General features: G+C 42.3%; 16 protein-coding genes. 7 read left to right on the forward strand and 9 right to left on the reverse strand.

The genetic code is table 11. The features are described from left to right. Nucleotides 1-11: 11 nt before the first annotated feature. The 3 genes from ACT6RZ_RS07245 to ACT6RZ_RS07255 all read right to left on the reverse strand — a co-directional run bounded on the left by ACT6RZ_RS07245 (nucleotide 12) and on the right by ACT6RZ_RS07255 (nucleotide 3,514). Entirely contained in the window at nucleotides 12-1,070 is a 1,059-nt protein-coding gene (locus ACT6RZ_RS07245; protein WP_444701456.1) for a tyrosine-type recombinase/integrase, read from the reverse strand. A gap of 214 nt (nucleotides 1,071-1,284) precedes the next feature. Then, complete coding sequence (locus tag ACT6RZ_RS07250; protein ID WP_444701457.1) at nucleotides 1,285-2,592, reverse strand: replication initiation factor; 1,308 nt, start codon at nucleotides 2,590-2,592, stop codon at nucleotides 1,285-1,287. A gap of 103 nt (nucleotides 2,593-2,695) precedes the next feature. Beyond that, a complete protein-coding gene (locus ACT6RZ_RS07255; protein WP_444701458.1) occupies nucleotides 2,696-3,514 on the reverse strand; it encodes a hypothetical protein in 819 nt (272 codons plus the stop codon). Nucleotides 3,515-3,837: 323 nt separating this feature from the next. Between ACT6RZ_RS07255 and ACT6RZ_RS07260 the strand changes: the two genes are divergently transcribed. Continuing rightward, nucleotides 3,838-4,944, forward strand: a complete 1,107-nt coding sequence (locus ACT6RZ_RS07260) for a hypothetical protein (protein ID WP_444701459.1) — start codon at nucleotides 3,838-3,840, stop codon at nucleotides 4,942-4,944. A gap of 31 nt (nucleotides 4,945-4,975) precedes the next feature. Then, the gene (locus ACT6RZ_RS07265; RefSeq protein ID WP_444701460.1) at nucleotides 4,976-5,251 is read left to right on the forward strand and encodes a hypothetical protein; all 276 of its coding nucleotides are present in this window, start codon (nucleotides 4,976-4,978) and stop codon (nucleotides 5,249-5,251) included. Nucleotides 5,252-5,485: 234 nt separating this feature from the next. On the opposite strand, the gene ACT6RZ_RS07270 is transcribed toward ACT6RZ_RS07265, so the two are convergent. Beyond that, nucleotides 5,486-5,941 (reverse strand): hypothetical protein, encoded by a 456-nt coding sequence (locus ACT6RZ_RS07270; RefSeq protein ID WP_444701461.1) that lies wholly within the window; start codon nucleotides 5,939-5,941, stop codon nucleotides 5,486-5,488. Between the two features lie 361 nt (nucleotides 5,942-6,302). Here ACT6RZ_RS07270 and ACT6RZ_RS07275 point away from each other — a divergent pair, with 361 nt between their 5' ends. Next, complete coding sequence (locus ACT6RZ_RS07275; RefSeq protein ID WP_444701462.1) at nucleotides 6,303-7,142, forward strand: PEP-CTERM sorting domain-containing protein; 840 nt, start codon at nucleotides 6,303-6,305, stop codon at nucleotides 7,140-7,142. Nucleotides 7,143-7,344: 202 nt separating this feature from the next. Further along, on the forward strand, nucleotides 7,345-7,707 hold the full coding sequence (locus ACT6RZ_RS07280) for a hypothetical protein (protein WP_444701463.1): 363 nt from the start codon (nucleotides 7,345-7,347) through the stop codon (nucleotides 7,705-7,707). Nucleotides 7,708-8,090: 383 nt separating this feature from the next. Here the strand turns inward: ACT6RZ_RS07280 and ACT6RZ_RS07285 are convergent, their stop codons facing one another. From ACT6RZ_RS07285 to ACT6RZ_RS07300, 4 genes are all read right to left on the reverse strand, one after another. Then, nucleotides 8,091-8,549: a YybH family protein gene (locus ACT6RZ_RS07285; protein WP_444701464.1), complete on the reverse strand. Its 459-nt coding sequence runs from the start codon at nucleotides 8,547-8,549 to the stop codon at nucleotides 8,091-8,093. Between the two features lie 514 nt (nucleotides 8,550-9,063). Further along, entirely contained in the window at nucleotides 9,064-9,963 is a 900-nt protein-coding gene (locus tag ACT6RZ_RS07290; RefSeq protein ID WP_444701465.1) for a TorF family putative porin, read from the reverse strand. Further along, a complete protein-coding gene (locus ACT6RZ_RS07295; RefSeq protein WP_444701466.1) occupies nucleotides 9,960-11,528 on the reverse strand; it encodes a hypothetical protein in 1,569 nt (522 codons plus the stop codon). The genes ACT6RZ_RS07290 and ACT6RZ_RS07295 overlap by 4 nt, the downstream gene beginning before the upstream one ends. Nucleotides 11,529-11,576: 48 nt before the next feature. Then, nucleotides 11,577-12,020 carry a cupin domain-containing protein gene (locus ACT6RZ_RS07300; RefSeq protein WP_444701467.1) on the reverse strand — a complete coding sequence of 148 codons (444 nt, stop codon included), beginning with the start codon at nucleotides 12,018-12,020 and terminating at the stop codon, nucleotides 11,577-11,579. A 242-nt stretch (nucleotides 12,021-12,262) separates the two neighbouring features. Here ACT6RZ_RS07300 and ACT6RZ_RS07305 point away from each other — a divergent pair, with 242 nt between their 5' ends. The 3 genes from ACT6RZ_RS07305 (at nucleotide 12,263) to ACT6RZ_RS07315 (ending at nucleotide 16,316) form a co-directional block, all read left to right on the forward strand. Further along, complete coding sequence (locus tag ACT6RZ_RS07305) at nucleotides 12,263-13,633, forward strand: PAS domain S-box protein (RefSeq protein ID WP_444701468.1); 1,371 nt, start codon at nucleotides 12,263-12,265, stop codon at nucleotides 13,631-13,633. A gap of 221 nt (nucleotides 13,634-13,854) precedes the next feature. Continuing rightward, entirely contained in the window at nucleotides 13,855-15,324 is a 1,470-nt protein-coding gene (locus ACT6RZ_RS07310) for a sodium:solute symporter family protein (protein WP_444701469.1), read from the forward strand. A 263-nt stretch (nucleotides 15,325-15,587) separates the two neighbouring features. Next, nucleotides 15,588-16,316 carry a PEP-CTERM sorting domain-containing protein gene (locus ACT6RZ_RS07315; protein WP_444701470.1) on the forward strand — a complete coding sequence of 243 codons (729 nt, stop codon included), beginning with the start codon at nucleotides 15,588-15,590 and terminating at the stop codon, nucleotides 16,314-16,316. Between the two features lie 216 nt (nucleotides 16,317-16,532). On the opposite strand, the gene ACT6RZ_RS07320 is transcribed toward ACT6RZ_RS07315, so the two are convergent. Then, nucleotides 16,533-17,186: a pyridoxamine 5'-phosphate oxidase family protein gene (locus tag ACT6RZ_RS07320; RefSeq protein WP_444701471.1), complete on the reverse strand. Its 654-nt coding sequence runs from the start codon at nucleotides 17,184-17,186 to the stop codon at nucleotides 16,533-16,535. Nucleotides 17,187-17,737: the final 551 nt, after the last annotated feature.

The raw sequence follows: 17,737 nt of genomic DNA on the forward strand, positions 1-17,737 counted from the left end.
ATAGGCTTTTGTCATTTAGTGGCGTGACGTAAACGTGACGCAAAATCCACGACATTGGATTGTTGTTTCGATTCAATCCTAGAAGCTGCAACAGTTAACTGCTCAGTTGCAAACTTCGCATAGCGATCCACCATCGTTCGAGACTTCCAGCCGCCTAAGTCTTTCAACTCGTCGCAAGTCGTTCCCGCCTGACGATGCCAAGATGCCCAAGTGTGCCGCAGGTCATGAAAACGTAGATCGAATAATCCCGCTTTCTTTACTGCGGTATACCAAGCATGATTGGTAATCGCTCGTTTAATTGGTTGCCCCTGATAAGTAAACACGTATTGATCGTGATCGCCCAGCAGTTGTTCCAATACTTCGATTGCATCTGCATTCAGTGGTACGCCTCTCGGCGTTCCGTTTTTGGTCTTGTCTAGCCACGCAGTACCTCGATCAAGGTCTACACGTTTCCATTCAAGGCCTGTTATCTCCCTAGCTCGGCATCCAGTCGCTAAAGCAAACCGAATCATGGCGGCTAAGTGAGGAGGGGAGGCAGAGAGTAGTGCTTCTGCTTCTTCTCGTGTTAGCCAGCGATCGCGTTCCACTTCACCAGACAATAAACGGATTTTTGGTACAGTATCGATCCACTGCCATTCATCTCTGGCCATACGCAAAATTGCGCGTGTGACTGCCAAGTGTCGGTTAAGGGTTGCAACCTTATTGCCACGTTTCAATTCACCCTGCACGATATTCCAAATCATGTCGCCATTAACTTGGTTAAGCATCAAGTCGCCTAGGTATTCATCTAAACGCCGACAAATACCTACATAGCCCTTGATATCGCGTAGGGTGCCTTTAACAGCTAAAAACCGAACAACAGCTTCTTGCCATGATCTTTGGGGCTTGATTCCAAAATGATGCTCGCGATAACTATCCAATTTTATTTTGGAGAGTAATGCTTCTGCTTCGAATTTGTCCTCAGTCCCAGTGCTTTGACGTAGTCGATTGCCGTTAGGGAGCGTTGTATCAATCCACCAGAAGTTTGAATCATTTCTTCGGTAGATTCCTCGTGAGGTTTGTTGGTCCATAGTCCTGCCTTTCCAACCAGCCTCCGCTCGCGTTGTTTATATTCCTCTAACCACATATCCAAGTCAACTTTGTCATAGACTAATCGGCGACCAAGTTTTATAGAAGGAATGTGCAGTTCAGCTAAAAGCGTTAACCCTATTCCTAGGTAATAGGCAGCTTCTTTTTTGGACAAACAACGCTTATCGGGCAAAGGCAGGTTGGTCTCATTCATTGTTATTCACCATCCGATGCACGACGATATGCATTAGCCAGATAATCCAAGTCTTCTTCGACCATGTTGTTATTCATCGTATTAAACTGGCGAGCTTTGAACGCCACTTTGCCTGCAATGAGTTCATCAACAGGAATGCTCATACGGTCAGCGATTGCATAAATATGCCTACTGACTGACGATGTATATTTGATTAATGCTTCTTGATGGTCATCTATGCCATTAATAGCCATCCAAGTGGTTAATCCACTAAAGCCACGATCTAAGCAGGCTTCCTTAGATGGTGCTCTATCGTTCTTAAAGCGACTTTTGAGCGGTGAGTCATTACTATCCCAATCCACACTCGCTAAAGCCACCCATAGCGGATGAATAGGCCAGCGTGAGCGTGTCTGGTCTGCATCATTGGGGATAGTAAGCTTTAACCATTCAGTCGTTGCATATGACCACAAGCCGCCAAGGTTAGCTAAACATGCATCTAGTTGTTGAATCTCTTTCTGCTTTAGGAAGTCACGTTTGAATTGAAACTCCAATCGCCAGATAGGCTCGCCCACTTGATGGCCTGCTTGTTGCCATAATGGAATTAGATAGTTTTTACCGCTTTTGATAATCTCGGTCACTTTGTCATACAGACGCATGGCAATGACGCTCCCTAGGCCGACCGCCCAGCCGGTGAAGTGTCTATCTATGGAATAAGTATTAATTGCGCCAGCGTGAGTTACCCAAGCATCATTGCCCCATTCATCCATAGCCTGATGAGTAGAAAAATCTAAATACAGATCAATCCGACTCACATTGGCGACAGACTGCACAGCACCCAAATGACTCAGAATATCTCTTAAATGGGCTTCTACCTGTTCGGGTGTTTTGTATGTCAGGTATTCGCTTGAAATCTTCACATAAGCCATAGGCACGGCTTTCTTGGGGCGTGATAGGGATATCCTGAATGCGTTATCTTCCAAGACATATGCAAACATAGACGAACCCTTGTCTTTGACTTCAAACAAGTGATCCCCAATGCGATATTGTGCTTTAGCTTGTTCGATTGGGTTTTCTGATCGGGCTAATCGTTTCAGTTCAATTAACTTGGTGTCTACATCCTTAAAAACTTCGCCCTGATAAGACAAATAAAGACTATCTACACCATAGCGCAGATATTTAAGATCAAGACCATTAATGCTGTTATTGGTAGCTGTGTTACTAGGCACCGCTACCCCTTCGCCGTCTCCCGACGCCGCGCGCTTGCACGCGCCTCGCCCGTGATCCGGCGAAGGTAGGTTGTTATCTTGGGGATTATCCGTAGATTTGGACATACATAAATTCCTTTATCTCGGCAGCCATGCAATTCGCTTGCTGCAACGGATATGAAATTTATGCTTCAACAATAATTATGTATTCCATTCAAAATTGACGATTTCAGATGGTGGACTTTTGAGCCTTAAACTTCCTAGTGAATTCTGCGAGATTTTTTTCGGATGTACTTTGCGAGTCCGAGTAAATTTTTAACTCGTTAACGAATAATTGTTTCAATTCCTTATCAGATAAGTTCAGCGCATCTGCTTCATGGAGAACCTGAAGAATAAAACGCATTTTTTGATAGCTCTTTGATTCTCGAACTCCCAATTTACCAGACAGGGCTTTCTTAAACCTTCCAATAAAACTCGTATCATTACAGAGCACAGCAAAACTGAGCCTTTTGGCTGTTGTAGGGCATGCGGCCACTGAGGGGTCGATTTTTATTGCTTTGATCAATGCGGAGTCGGCAATCTCGCGACTATCACTTTCACGTGCAACCTTCACTAAATCATTTATGTAACAACCGTAAGTTGAAAGTGATTGAACAGATGCAATTAGCACATATGAAAATGACATTACACCAAGTGCAAACTTTCTAGAGTCCTCTGGATTTTCTTCAAGCTCCTCATTGAGATTGTTTATTAGTAAGTTAGCTATATTGGAGATTTTTCCTTGAGCTGTTGCTATTTGACCAATTTCTTTCAATTTATCAGAAATGCCAAATGTGTGTGTAAGTAGGCCTAAGCACTCTATAAAACTCAGCTCGTACATTGGTGCCCAAAAGGTATCCGGTAACTGTGACATACTGAATCCGTTAAGCTTTTGTGCGATGTCAGATTTAACCGATCCTAAATCATGGTCTAAAGTGTCAAAATGTCTCAATAAAAACCGTAATTCTTCAGGCGTGAATTTTGAGAAATTATTATTTGCTACAGTCATATGGGAACTTCAATAAAGCTAATTAGGTGGAAGGCAATAAATGAGCTTAGATAAAACTGAATATACCCCAGAGTGGGAGGATTACATACTTGACCGGGGTAAAACAGCAAGTTTTCTATCAAATCAATTTAATAATAAAATTGATTCTTGGTATTTGATTTTTTTTACGATGCTAAAATGATTACGAAGAATTAAAGAAAGCATTTATTTCAAGCTGGAGAGCTTACATAGAGCGACTGATGCTAAGTCTTAGTATGTGTACTGTATTTATAATATAAACGAATAACTAAACTAGTTTGCTGAGTGGGAGATAAGGGGAAGCTATGGAAAAAATGAAAACATATCTAAAAGGGCTGTCTTTTTGGGTGACTGGTTTCTTTTTCAATTTCTTATGGTTAGGAGTAGCACTTCTTCTCTACTCTATTATTCTGGATTTATATTATCAGAGGCCTACGCTTTTTACAGAAATTGTAATCAAACTTTTAGAGGGTGTTGGTACTTCAATATTGATTGCCTCGATATTCTCTTATGCTTCAACCACTTATGATTTTGTGGAGAAAATCAGACGATTGCTTGAAGATATAATTATTAAAAGAAACTTTTTGGGGAATATGGATCCTGAAAGTAAAAAAGAAGCATTGAAATCACTTATTCAACCGTCAGATAGTGAAATTAATAAGTATCCAAATATTGGAAATTATTACGGATACTTTATTAGTAAAACTTTAGAAATCGCTAAGCGTAGTGTTAGAAGCAACTATCAAATCAATGCCAGAGCATTTGTAGATAAGAAGAATAATCATATTGCAGTAGATGCCACCTACAGTTACCGAGCATACCCTTGTTCTGAAGGTTTTCAGGATATTATCGTCGGCTGGCAATTAGAAGGTATAAATAGTAATAGTTGTGAATTATTAACTATATGCACTCCTGATGGTCACAGAACTAAATTTGTTGAAGGCGATCTCGATTTTAAAGAGTTTAACGATGGTGGTGATATTTCTAAGAGGGCAACAATTCCAATTGCAGAGATTGGAAAAGGGCATGACTGTTTAGATGTAGAGCTTCGCGTAATTGAATATGGTAGCGTTAATTCATTTCTGTTTAGTTTTAAAGCTCTTCAACCCACTGATGGGTTCAAGTTACACCTTCATTGCGATGAGGATTTGTTCATAAAATCAAATGCCGTATTTGTTGTGGGAGCAAAGTATTATCTTGATGTGGACCCTAAGGGTAAATCCATCAACGTTACCTGTAACCAATGGATTAATGAAGGAACTGGAATATCAATTCTTATAGCATTGCCAGATCAGACAGAGTTGTCTGATGGAACTAACATTCCTGAACCAGTTGTAGAGGAGCTAGATGCAGCTAGTAGAGAGTTACCAATAGTTGAAGTTTTAATTAAACCAGACCAAGTTGCTGGTTAGTTAAAGTCTCAATTTGAATAGGAAATAAAAAATGCCAATCTTACTTGTAACGTATGATTTAAAAAATGAAGACTCACCCCAAAAATATGAAAATGTTTTGGGTGTCATTAAGAGCGAAAAGAATTGGGCAAAATTTTCTGAGTCTTGTTATGCCATGGACACTAACATGACCCCACACCAAGTCTATGCAAAAATTAAACCTTTTCTTGATGTTTATGACACTATCCTAATATTTAATGTGAAAGCACCTTATTTTGGACAGCACTCTAAAGATGTTATTGAGTGGGCTAGCCGAAAACTTGTTTAGAAATGCTGACGATTATTGGCGAGCGTAGGCGGTTAAATATCATTAATAATCAATAAATTAATGCAACTTTTAATCCGTTTGTCGTGGGTTCGATCCCCGCACACCCTACCAAAACACAAAAACGGCTCGCAGAAATGTGAGCCGTTTTTCTTTTCTCAATGCCTACCGGTGTTTCAGATTTCAGTATTCCGCTAATTTCAAAAAAAGTGGTTGAGTTTCAGAGTTCTATTTATTTTAGCGTTTGAGGCTGCTTTTATTTAAATGATTAGTAAACAATCCGACACACACTACGATCATGACTAAAAAGCTAATTAAGCAAATATAGAAAGCAAATCCATTCACGAATGCATATTGTCTTAATTGCTCTGGGTAAGAAATAACTGTCTCACCATCAACTTCCAATTCATACAAAAGGACTTTCGACGTCAGATGAAAGCCTGGGAACTCCTGCCAGCGCACTGTGGCATATTTACCTTCTAAAAACTTTCTATCTTTAGTTTTCAGACCGCAACCAAAACCATAGCTGTCAGTTAATTGACAACTCATCTCAAAGCGCTTTTTATCTTGCTTTAGATAGATTCTTGCTGCATATCTTGGATTGGGGATACCAAAATGTAACTGGCCCTTACTAACCTTCAAATTTCGATATTCTTGCGGATGATAAAAATGAGCATTTGACGCACTTAACATGAATGCGAAGAGGAGGAAACAAATGATTACTGAAGAAATTCGAATATATTTCATTTTTATATTTTTCTAATTTCGCCAAACTTACAGAGTGCTTTTTGAAGAGATTTCCCCACATCCTACCAAACATAAAAAGACGGCACGCAGAAATGTGAGCCGTTTTTCTTTTCAGCATTCCAGACTTCGATTTCTCAGCATTCCATCAAAATCACGGGCTTGGCTCTTTTTTATATCTACCCGTTTGGGCTAATCGCAGAGGAGTATGTTCCCTAGTTTCATTGTAAAAACCAAGTTACAATCTCCATCGCTTTTGTAATACTTATAACATTGGATACTCACAAATAACTAAAAGAAAGTACCGGCTATGCTCAACCCAATCTCTTTAAAAGCCTGTCTGGTTTCAGCTTCTGCACTTTTTATTTTCAGTCAAACTGCTCAGGCGACACTCACCAGCTACACTTCTGATGGTAAAGATTTAGTGTATAGCTCTATCAGCAATGTTACCTGGACGAAAGATGCCAATCTTCTTGGGAGCATGATCGCAACGCATGGTTACGATTATGTGGTTAATGCGATTATTAATGTTACTCCGACAGTGACATCACTACCTAGCTCCTCTTATGCACCAACTGGAAATTACACACTTAGCCAAGATGATTTTATTGACGGATATGTCAGCTGGTACGGTGCAGTAGCCTTTGTGAATTACTTAAACAGTATCCAATATGGTGGGAGTAGTCGTTGGCAATTACCTGCCGCTATGGTTTTAGAGAGTTCCAATTGTGTTCCGGATATCGGTTCTTCGGTTTGCGGATATGATGCTATTTTCCAAGGAAATGGAGCAGCTGCAGGGAATGAATTAGCAGAGCTATATTTTCATGAGCTTAGTGGCCAAAGCCGTCAGTTTATAAATGGAATGTTGTATCCCGGAACTGGTATGCCGCAAACGAATACATTTGATAATGAAGAATACAATCCTGCATTTGCGACTAGCACCGAAGTTGCTACCAATGGGAATTTAAATTACTACTTTGACACGCGTAATGGCATGCAACTTTCTTATTTAAAAGGTGGTGCTGATTTGTATTATGCTTGGGCAATCACTCCAGGATTTATAACTGCTGTACCAGAGCCAGGGAGCTTGGGAATGTTAATGGCTGGTTTAGGTATGATCCGTTTGATTCAAAGACGGAAGGGCAGGTAAAGAGTTTGTCGTGGTTGCTATCCCTGCACTCCCTACCAAAATATAAAAGACGGCTTGCAGAAATGTGAGCCGTTTATCTTTACCCTATACCGAATGTCGACTCAGAGTTATCTTAGGTTTAAATTCTTTCAAATTACTCATTCATCAATCCCAATGACGTGATATATTTAAATAAATATTAAAAATAAAATGAGTATTGAAAATGAAAAGATTATTAGTAATTGCATCAATTGTTTTTCTTAGTGGCTGCATGTATGCCATGACACCTAAAGAGGTAGTTGATAAGGGGCCATTAAGCACTTATACAAGCTCAAAAAGTAGTGGAGATATTGTTAAGTGCATCGCTCCTAAATGGGAAGAAACAAAAGATTTTGGGATTTTGCCCATAGTGAGTGCTCGTGAAACTGAATCTGGACACCGAGTTATTTTTTATGTTGCGGATGATGTTAAGTACGTTGTGGACATTGACAACAATAGCTCTGGCTCGAGGACTAAGTTGTACGTAGGAAGAACATCTTCTTATGGAGGCGACAAAAGAATTAAAGATGTTTCTGACTGCCAGTAGTTGGATTCATGAGTCAGAATCAAGTTTGCTCTACTAAAATATAAAAACGGCTTGCAGATATGTGAGCCGTTTTTTATTTCTCAATACCGAACGGCGACTCAGTATTCCTGATTTCAGTTTTCAATATTTCACTATTTTTGCGGTTTCAAGCTGCCCATTCCCGAAACCCATCCACCCGCCGGTTGCTAACCAGCCTGTAGGCACACGTCTTGAGCCATAGCCAAGCAATCAGGGGCTGGCTGATCCACGGTAATCCCGGTGACAATCGTTGGTCGTTATGTTGGCTCGGTGTGAGATACTCCCATCTACAAATAATAAACCCCCGATCAATGATGACCGAGGGTTTGTCATTCACCAGAATGAGGCGCTGGCTTGAAGAGTGGTTAATTGCCAGCGTTCCAGACGTGAGCCTGAGCTACCCACTTACCGTTGGCATCCTTTTTATAAACACTGGTCGTTATGCCACCGTAAGTTGTTGCAGTACCATCTTTTTCAGCACCACGGGCACTCCACTTTGCGACCTGATATAGCGTTTTGTCATCACCATCGACTGTGACTATCTCCAGTTTATGATTATTCAAACCTGCCTCAAAAAAACTTTTGAACAGCCCCTCAATCTCTGCGCGTCCATTTAGTGCCTTGCCGTTGCCAGGTGAAAGTACACCATTCTCAGCGTACAAACTGGCAAGTAACTTTGCATCTGAGTTGTTGAAAGCTTTATTCCAGCTATTGTTCAATGTCTCAATTGTTGCTTTTGCAGCTGAGTCTCCAGCAAATGCACTAGCAGTTGTTACTAAACTAAAGGCCATCAAAGCTAATGTGGATTTAATGATTGATTTCATGGGGGACTATCCTTTTAATGAAGTATTCGAAATACAAAAAACTAAGAAGCGAGTTAAGTACGTCGCTTAAAGTCACATCGCCCAAGCATCAAACCTAACTGGATTCGCAAGTGAATTCAGGGATATCAAACTGCCAAGGCCATGATTAGGTACATTATAGTTAGGCAGCTAATCAAATGCAATGATTTATATTTATGATTATTCTTTAATATTAAATACTTAAAAGGACTGTCCAACATCTGAAGCCAAAACTCACTCTTCTCAGTCCCAGTTCATGTCCCTAGTCAAGCGTCTTGAGCCATAGCCACGCAATTAGGAGTTGGTTGATGCAACAGTAATCCAGGTGGCAATCGTTGGCCGTAATGAAGGCTTAAGCTGCGAGTTGAGGTGGAAGTGATTTAGCATAAACACAAGATCCGACTTGAATTTCTGATTGCTGATTTTTATAAAAAAAACCCTCCATAAGGAGGGTGGGTCAGGATTAGGAGATCGACCTATGAAAGAATGAGATAGCTTAGAATGATTTTGAAACTGCAATCACCAAACGCTGGTTGACTGTTTTCCAGCTGGGGTCAGTATTACCGTATAGGTCATGCTCACCTTTCTTGATGTTTGTATCGTGGTAGCGCAAATCTACCAGGTAGCCAAACACTTTACGGTTAAGACCAACATTCCAATGCATCCAGTTCAAGTCTTGACGGCCATCGCCGTTGTAGTCGATTCTTGGGCCATCATTCTTGAACCACTGGTAACCAATGCCGCCTGATACGGTCACGCCATATGGAAGGCTGTAACTAGGGAGGAAGGCTACGTTATAGGAGCGTAAGCTTTTAACGCCAAACCAGTCTGAGATGGTTGGTGTAAACTCGGCTTTCAGATTCCACTTTCCATATTGCTTATCAACGTAGTTAAAAACTTCCGCATAGTTGTTATTGCTTGAACCCGGGTACATGTACTGGAATACCATGCCGTTATAGTTAATGCCGGTGCCAACTATGTCTTTAGTGCTGTACCCTATGTAAGGCCCCCATAAAGCATTGATACTGGAGTTGTTGTTTCTGGGGCCGTTGCCCGGGAATAAGTTGTTTGCGCTGTACAAACCAAGATATATGCCTGAAGTGTGAGTCCAGGTAATCGCACCTTTGATCGATGGGATCTTTCCATCTCTGGTTTCTGAGGTGCCCCGATACACGTAGTCAGAAGCGAGTTCAAGCCAGGTGGAAAATTTACCACCCAGAAATTCATCGCCATCAAGATAATCCGCGATGTCTATAGATTGCTTCGCGGCTTTTGAGGGGCCGTATTCGACCATCCCTTCTGCTGCACCACGTTCAGACGATTGTTCTGCAACTGCATTACTTAGCGCAAAGACAGGCAGCGCGACACAGATTAAACAGTTCATTGTATTTTTCATTTTGTTAACACCCCTTTATCAAATGACGCTTGAGAGATCACTGGACGACATGTTGAAGCTTCGGTTGGTACAGGACCAGCCATGCCATGCAGCTTTGGTAATTGCACGTAATCAACCGCTTTACTTACTGTCGGGAAAGTAAGGTTTATCGTCGCAGGCACATTCGTGCTATCGCCATTAACAGCACCTCTTTTTTTGTTATACGGATCTGTAAATTCGCCATATTTACCTGCTTGCATTTTGTATGTGATGGTTTGTGTCCCTTTGCCAGCGTTAGCCAGGTATTTATTCGGGTCATTCCAGTCACGACCATCCAGGTTGGTTGTGAACTTGATATCCACAAGTACGGCATCGCACAGTGGGGTGACCTCCTCATATTGCGTTGGCCAGCCTGACCCCCCGGATACGTTTGGATAACGTCCCCAATCGCCACCTTTTAATGGGCAAGCGCCGCCGGCACCATATGAAGCTCTATCCGGGTGGTGAACGCCATAGATAGGTAATCCAACTGCTTTCGAAAGGCTGCCGTCGTTTAACCAGAACCTTGGTTGTGCAGTGACCTCTGTCTTCACTTCTGCTGGATTGATCCGGGTTTTGATCGATTCGTAGTAAGGGCCATCAGGTCTTAGGTAACGAAAATCCTGATTGTCTTCGTTATCAAAAATGGTCATTACAAACAGATATGGACGATTGAAGAAGTTTCTCTCTACTACATAAAACTCAGCTTTAGTTTTATTCGCATTGATTGCTTCCCACTTGGCATGCAATTGATCCTTGCCTTCTTGTCCCACGTTTACCCAGGCATTGGCATCAGAAAATTGATTTAATCTGAGTACTTTTGAGTAGTTCTCTTTCACATCCAGGCCAGCACGTTTTCCGAGGGGCCCGATTTTGTTGGCCCCTTCCTGGACGAATGCAAAGCTCATGGCCTGTTGGGCATAGGGGTAATCATTTTCAGACATCGTGCAATACCATGTGGGCAAGTCTATAGGTGCGTGATTCGTGTACTTGCCCTGGTATTTGGGGTGGGTGATTGGCAAGTCGACGTAATTCAATGTGCCATCGGCCGCCAGATTCTGATCTGGATATTTGTAACCATCCCAACTCTCATCGGGCAATTTTGCTGCATATTTCTCATTGATCGTTTTCTGATTCTGAGCAGCCATCAAGTCACTACCAGCTGCTAATCCTTTTTGACCTTTTTTAAGGTATTCCCTGACAAAGCCAGCCTCTTGGGCACGCCATAATCCATGCTTGCCTTCACCTATCATGGTGAAAACCTGCTCGGTCACGTTGACGAACCTGTATGTAGAGTTCGTATTCATGTAGCCGGAATAAACCGGCAAATGTGGGATGCCCGAGTGCGTTTTATTTGGCCTGCCCACGCCTAGCACTTTTTCCATCTTGTCACCGGGGGCTATGTTTTGGTCGCTGGTATAAAAAAATGGGTCTCCGTTAGTTAAGTCCTGAAGGTTGACTCCTCCACCTGCATTGACATGGCTTTCGCCAATGACACCAATGCAGAAGGAGAACGCCGCCGCTAAATTTTGCTTTCTCTTACTCATTTCTATTCATCTCCTGATCGATTTATCTTTAAGTGAATGAGTTAAGAGTTAAAACAATTTTCGTTGGCCGCAAGCCCAGGCTAATCCTGCAGATTTGGTTGAGAAAGTGATTTTTGCGCCTTTTGGAAAGAACAAAACGTCACCTTTTTTGCCTTCAACTGTTTGCTTTCCATCGTTAAACAGGATGGATCCGCTGATCACATACTTAATGTCGTCATAGTCGTATGTGTAAACCAATGGATTGCCTTTATCGATGCGGAATAAGCCACATGAAAGTGGTGCTTGTGGATCGCCAGATCCAACAACGTCATCAAAATAAGCATTCACTCCCTGCTCTAATTGCGTCTTCACAGGCATTTTTCCTGCGTTTTTGAAGTACTTCAGTTGTTTGTCTTCTTGCTTGACGTCACCGCCATGCGCAAAACTGCTTGCCGTTATGCCCAAGCCGCATGTGACTATTAATGCATTGATTAATAGAGTTTTTTTCATCATATCTCTGCCTTTTTAAAGTGAATAAAATGCAATTACCACTAAGAAATAACTGCAATAAGTCTGGTTTTAACCCTGACAGCCGCATTTATAGGCTCAAAGAAATTACTTGTCAAGTTATAAATTACGTGTAAAGTAACAACTGTTGTTTTGAAATTGCGTTTGAGCTGCGTGTTAAGATTTGATCTGACTCTATAAAGGCAATGCGTAAAGCCTTTTAACCACCATATTTTTTGGGTATTTGCATGAAAAAAAATGGATTTTCAGATCGCTTAAAAGCGCTTATTGATCAAAAGAAACTGACCCTGGCACAGGTTGCCCAGGCTACCGGGACGACAGCTACGTCTGTACACCGATGGACCAAAGGAGGGGAGATCGAGTATGAGAACCTGTTGGCGCTCGCAAGCTTTTTGGAGGTTAACTGGATATGGTTGCGCTACGGAGATGAGGCGATCCATTCAGCAAGCGGCTCATTAGCCAGTAACGTCGCCGAGACTGATCTTAGAAGAGACTATTTAGATCAGATCATGGCAAATGAAAACAGAATGAAGACTGCGCTGGAGATGGCACAGATTGTGAACTGGGAATGGAATACGATTACCGGCACGTTCAACTTCTCGGCGAATGCTGAGACTGAATTTGGATGCAAACCAGAGACAATCAGATCTACCTTTGCACCGTTTGCAGATCTGCCGTTAGAGAAGTTGCTGGAACTGTTTGGCGACCAGCAAAGTTATTTCTGGGACTTTAAGTTAAAGAATACTGAGAAAGGTTTTAACTGGTTCTCTTCAAGAGCTAAATTGATCGTTGATACGCAGAATGTGCCCATTCAGATCATTGGCGTGACTACCAATATTAACGAACGTAAGCATGCTGAGTTTGCTTTGGAGCGCAGTGAATATACCTTGCGAAAGATTATTGAAACTATTCCTGTCGGACTTTGGGCTGCCGATGAGAATGGCGTCATCAATCTGGCAAACCCGGAAGTAGTCCGTATCTGGGGCGGTGCAAAATATGTAGGCTTGGATAATTATGGCTTATACAAGGGAACATGGGAAAAGAATGGTGAAGCGCTCACCAAAGACGACTGGACGCTAGCCAGAGCGGTGAAAACAGGAGAGGTCAGTGAAGCAGAGGTTGTGAACATTGAGGCATTTGACGGTGCAAACAGAAGCATCATCATGTATGCGACACCATTATTGAATAACGATAACGAGATCATAGGTGCTATCGAGGTCAACCAGGACATTACCGAGTTTAAGTTGACCGAAAGAGAGTTAAGAAAAAGTTACGAGGAGTTGCAATTAATTTATGAGCAAGGCTCGTTTGGCGTACTTGCTTTTAACCAAACTGGTATTCAGCGTATCAATGAGCATCTGGCCACTCTGGCCAATGTGCAGCGCGAGTCGGTTAAAGAGTCGCCTTTATCCTCGCTATTTGACACTGACACAGTACGGCAGATCCTTGAGGTGAATGCCGAAGGCAATGCAGCAAGACTGGATGGGAAGTTACTGATTAATATTGCTGATGGTGTGAAAGAGAAGTCCGTGAATATGCAGTTAATAAGTTCGGTATCTCAAGATCAGCATTTGTCATTAATACTAGTGTTTACATGATGATGTAGCAAGGGGGCCAAGTGCAGGTAAACCATAAACGAATCACCCAGAGTTGGTTTCTGATAAATGGGTTTATTACACTGTTCCCTCCGCTTTATTTGCTGCTAGACGAGAAAATACGTGTCGTCGGATTGCCGGTGACTCTGTTCTATTTTCTTGTTGTCAGTGCCTCGTGTGGATTGAGCATCATCTACACAAACGCAGTTGAAAGAAGGTGATCAATGATTATTACCTTCGGCACGCTTCTAGTAGCCCTCGTGTTTCTCGTTTGTATATTGCAACGCATAGGCGTTGAATCATTCAGCTTCTCCAATTACGTCATCGGTAATCGAACATTTGGTAGCAAATACCAGACAATGTCACTCCTGAATACCTGGTACCCCGGCGCAATGTTTACCGCCTGGGGCAGCATGGCTGTTACAAATGGAGTGATGGCATTTTATGTATTGAATTACAGTCTATTGACGCTGATATTAATGTACGTGATGGCTAAGCCAGTGTGGACATGGGGCAAGGCGCATGATTTAAAAACGCAGCCAGATTTCTTTGCCCTCAGATACCACTCAAACAAGATCTGTATTGTGACCGCCATTATTGGCATCATTTCCGGAATCCCCATGCTGGTATTGAGCATGCAGGCACTGGGTGAGATTTTTAAGTTTCTTTCACTGGGGCATTTAACATTCTCTCAATCCGTATTTGTCGGCGTGATTGTGATTGCCACCCGCCAATTTTGGACAATAAAAATCGGGATGAAAGGGATCATCATTTCCGACTTTTACCAGGGCGTAGTGGCTTATATATTTGGCACTGCCATGTTGCTTGGATTGACCGGGTGGTTGGTCTTTTCGAAAAATATTGGGTGGGATGCTTTACCGGCATCTCATTTCCACTTGCCTCACATAGGTGACGAACATGGCCCATTGTATTTGTTCAGTATCGTGCTAACAGGTACGCTGGGCGGGTGGTGCTGGCCATATATCTTTATAAGGTTATTCACGGCAAAAGATGTAGCCACAATCAAAAAATCAGCAGCCCAAACTGTTCCAATCTCTTTTACCTTCGCTACCTCACTGTTAATGTTTTGCATACTGGCTTCTGGCTTGCCTGAGGTGGTGAAAGATCCTGCAGGCGTATGGTTTATCGTTGCAGAACAAGCTGGGGGATATTTCTTGTTGGGCATCGCCGGTGTCGTGGTTCTGGCGGCGTCTATGGGGCATATTGATGGGCATATTCAGGCGACAGGCGCTCAGATAGCCAACGACATATTTAAGAGCTTTGGTGTTAAATCTTCTGGCAGCCTGATCATCATTTCAAAAATATTCATGTTTATTATCACACTGGGTTGTTCCTGGTTAGCCTGTCTGGAGTTACCTTCGTTATTTTCACTGGCGGTATTGTCCTATCAGGGCATTATTCAATTGTCAGTCCCCCAGTTTCTAGGGATTTTCTGGAAGCGTGGCAACAAATATGCGGCTGTATACAGCATGAGTTTTGGATTTCTGCTGGCAACTATACTGGAAGTCTATTATGCAGATGTCTTGCCACTTGGGCTGACTTCAGGAGTGATCGCATTACCTTTTAATGTGATCGTCTACGTTTTACTGAGTTATGCGATTCCTCAAACTGCAGACGAGAAATCCAGATTGAATAAATTATTTAGCTTTCAATTAAATGCACAACATCATTGAATGGATCAGGCTGAAATGAGTGAGGCCAGGTTTGATGCAAAATAGCTTTGATCGGTTTTCCTTTTTTAGATGCCGCACTTGGAGACAGACCTTCATATGTTTAAGCTTTCTGAATATGAATCTTTTATTGCTACTACCCAAAAGGACTAATGCACCGCTATAAAAATATACTAATATGACGACGAATGTAGAGACTGTGTCAGAAGAACAAAGTCAAACTTCTGATTAGGATTTTTAATTTATTTCTTTGGATAACAATAAAAATGAAACTAACTTCGTTTAAAGCTTCTAGAGCCATGTTGCTCTTGGGTTTAACTCTGTCAATGAATATAGCGCACGCTGCTTTAATCACTGATCCAGTGATCTCTTCAGGGGTAGCCAACTTAAATTTTGATGCGTACCCCGATCAGGAATTTACGTTGGGGCCAGTCGCACTGACTGCTTCAAATGGATCAAACGTCATTTTTACTGCTACTCAACCATTTGGAGTGGCCGGTTTTTCTTCAGTGATATACGGCTTGGGTGAAAATGGAGTGTGGTCTAATCCTAGCCAGGGTGGTTACACTTTCGCTGCGATAAACGGCGACGAAGAGGGTGGGCTAAATTCAACTTTACGCTTTACGTTTCAGGCAGGTCCCGTTTCAATGGTGGGCGGGATCATGAATTATGTGTTCATTAGTGGCGACAATCCTTATTACGACCCGGAAATCTTCTCAATAAAAGCACTAGACATCAATGGACAAGTCCTTGAGTCATACAAGCTTGAAAGTGATGCGCCTATCCGTACTACTGATCAGATCAATAGCGGGGCTTTTAGAGGGATCAGTCGCACTCAGGCTGATATCTATTCATTTGAGATCCAGGGTGGGGGCGTTCTTAGAAATCTTCAGTTTTCAGCACCCATTGCTATTGTCCCGGAACCCAATGCCTATGCTTTGTTTATGTTTGGTTTAGCGTTCATTGCATATAGAAAGTCCAAAAACGCTAGTTAACGTTATACTCACAATAGGGTGGTTGTATAGGGGCGCAAATTAGCCCCTGTTATGTTTTAACTCGTGTGCCCTGAGTTTGACCCCCGCAAACCCTGCCAAATATAAAAAAAGACGGCTTGCAGAAATGTAAGCCGTCTTTTTTTCAGTCTGCCAACGTTCAGTTTTTCGCTAATTCCAGTAACAGCGGTTCTTGCCGACTCCCAGTTGGGCGGTTAATCAGCCCTCGCCACGTTTAACTTTTTCTTCATATTCTTCTAGATTAACAATCCCTTGTCGCTCGGCAAGTATCTTCTCCTCGGGCTTGATGGCGTCCTGCACAATGTCCAGGCGTTTCCAGGTTGGGATAGGCGTAATCTCACACACTTCCGGGACATATTTAGACGCCTCAAGTTTTTTGTACTTGTGAATGTAGCGTGGACAGTTGATCCATATCTTGGTCACCTCAACAAAAATCAAATGTTGGGCTTCTGGATAATCAGCCATCAGCGCATGCTCCCGAACAAGACGAGCATTCCCTTGTACTCTGATGCGATGCGGAGTTTCAAAATCTATAAAAAGCATGCCGATTTTGGATTTGGCCACAATATTTCCGACTGAATAAAACATGCCATTGCCGTCATAGCCTGGAAACACCAATGTTGATTCGTCGAGGACTTTCACCATTCCTACCGGGCCTCCCTTGTATGACACGGTAGGGCATCCTTCTGGATCCACAGTAGATAAGAAGAACATATCTCTTGATGAGATGAATTCGGCTTCTTCTTCACTGATCTTTTCATGTATCCAGCCATTATCCAGTAGCTCTGCGAGCTTGGTCGTTTCAAACTCCTCTTGTAACTCCCGGTGTACCGGCGAATATAGTGAAGCCATTTGTTACCTCCTACGATTTTTCAGGATGAATGGATGGGTGCAACTGGAAATTCATAAACACATTGAATGTGTCGTCGTACCACTAAAAAAGCTTACTCGTACAATTGAGTAATGGCCGCTATTTCAAGATTCACAGGATACGAGAATAGCGTGGTTTTATTATAGACAGACCTGTCTTGTTGTCAACATCAGATTATTTGCTTGAGAATAGTTAAACCCAGGGATCGAATGAATGGCTTGCACTATCATTGCAAACCAAGCAATGTAAATTCAGGCTTTAAGCCATCATGGAGGACTCAAGGAGAGTGCCTTGGGTCTTTTTGCTTTATAGGCTGCATGCTGATCAAAAACAACCGTTGTTTTATTCTTTTAATGATTTTATAGAATGCTATTACGGATAGATCACGCTACGCAGTCGCAATCGTCAGCACTAGCCTGACTGAGGCCAGAGAATTCCTACACGGTTTATAGAAATCTTCCGATAAACGTTTTCGTTAGCAATTGTTACTCTGGCCTTGTTGGTACCAAGAAAGCCTCTATCCTAGTGAGCC

Source organism: Methylophilus sp., assembly GCF_052437885.1.
In the GTDB taxonomy this organism is placed as follows: Bacteria; Pseudomonadota; Gammaproteobacteria; order Burkholderiales; family Methylophilaceae; genus Methylophilus.

What these genes read in the sequence shown, in the direction of transcription:
- ACT6RZ_RS07245 (WP_444701456.1), bottom strand. Translation starts at nt 1,070, where the DNA reads ATGGACCAACAAACCTCACGAGGAATCTACCGAAGAAATGATTCAAAC.
- ACT6RZ_RS07250 (WP_444701457.1), bottom strand. Translation starts at nt 2,592, where the DNA reads ATGTCCAAATCTACGGATAATCCCCAAGATAACAACCTACCTTCGCCG.
- ACT6RZ_RS07255 (WP_444701458.1), bottom strand. Translation starts at nt 3,514, where the DNA reads ATGACTGTAGCAAATAATAATTTCTCAAAATTCACGCCTGAAGAATTA.
- ACT6RZ_RS07260 (WP_444701459.1), top strand. Translation starts at nt 3,838, where the DNA reads ATGGAAAAAATGAAAACATATCTAAAAGGGCTGTCTTTTTGGGTGACT.
- ACT6RZ_RS07265 (WP_444701460.1), top strand. Translation starts at nt 4,976, where the DNA reads ATGCCAATCTTACTTGTAACGTATGATTTAAAAAATGAAGACTCACCC.
- ACT6RZ_RS07270 (WP_444701461.1), bottom strand. Translation starts at nt 5,941, where the DNA reads ATGTTAAGTGCGTCAAATGCTCATTTTTATCATCCGCAAGAATATCGA.
- ACT6RZ_RS07275 (WP_444701462.1), top strand. Translation starts at nt 6,303, where the DNA reads ATGCTCAACCCAATCTCTTTAAAAGCCTGTCTGGTTTCAGCTTCTGCA.
- ACT6RZ_RS07280 (WP_444701463.1), top strand. Translation starts at nt 7,345, where the DNA reads ATGAAAAGATTATTAGTAATTGCATCAATTGTTTTTCTTAGTGGCTGC.
- ACT6RZ_RS07285 (WP_444701464.1), bottom strand. Translation starts at nt 8,549, where the DNA reads ATGAAATCAATCATTAAATCCACATTAGCTTTGATGGCCTTTAGTTTA.
- ACT6RZ_RS07290 (WP_444701465.1), bottom strand. Translation starts at nt 9,963, where the DNA reads ATGAAAAATACAATGAACTGTTTAATCTGTGTCGCGCTGCCTGTCTTT.
- ACT6RZ_RS07295 (WP_444701466.1), bottom strand. Translation starts at nt 11,528, where the DNA reads ATGAGTAAGAGAAAGCAAAATTTAGCGGCGGCGTTCTCCTTCTGCATT.
- ACT6RZ_RS07300 (WP_444701467.1), bottom strand. Translation starts at nt 12,020, where the DNA reads ATGATGAAAAAAACTCTATTAATCAATGCATTAATAGTCACATGCGGC.
- ACT6RZ_RS07305 (WP_444701468.1), top strand. Translation starts at nt 12,263, where the DNA reads ATGAAAAAAAATGGATTTTCAGATCGCTTAAAAGCGCTTATTGATCAA.
- ACT6RZ_RS07310 (WP_444701469.1), top strand. Translation starts at nt 13,855, where the DNA reads ATGATTATTACCTTCGGCACGCTTCTAGTAGCCCTCGTGTTTCTCGTT.
- ACT6RZ_RS07315 (WP_444701470.1), top strand. Translation starts at nt 15,588, where the DNA reads ATGAAACTAACTTCGTTTAAAGCTTCTAGAGCCATGTTGCTCTTGGGT.
- ACT6RZ_RS07320 (WP_444701471.1), bottom strand. Translation starts at nt 17,186, where the DNA reads ATGGCTTCACTATATTCGCCGGTACACCGGGAGTTACAAGAGGAGTTT.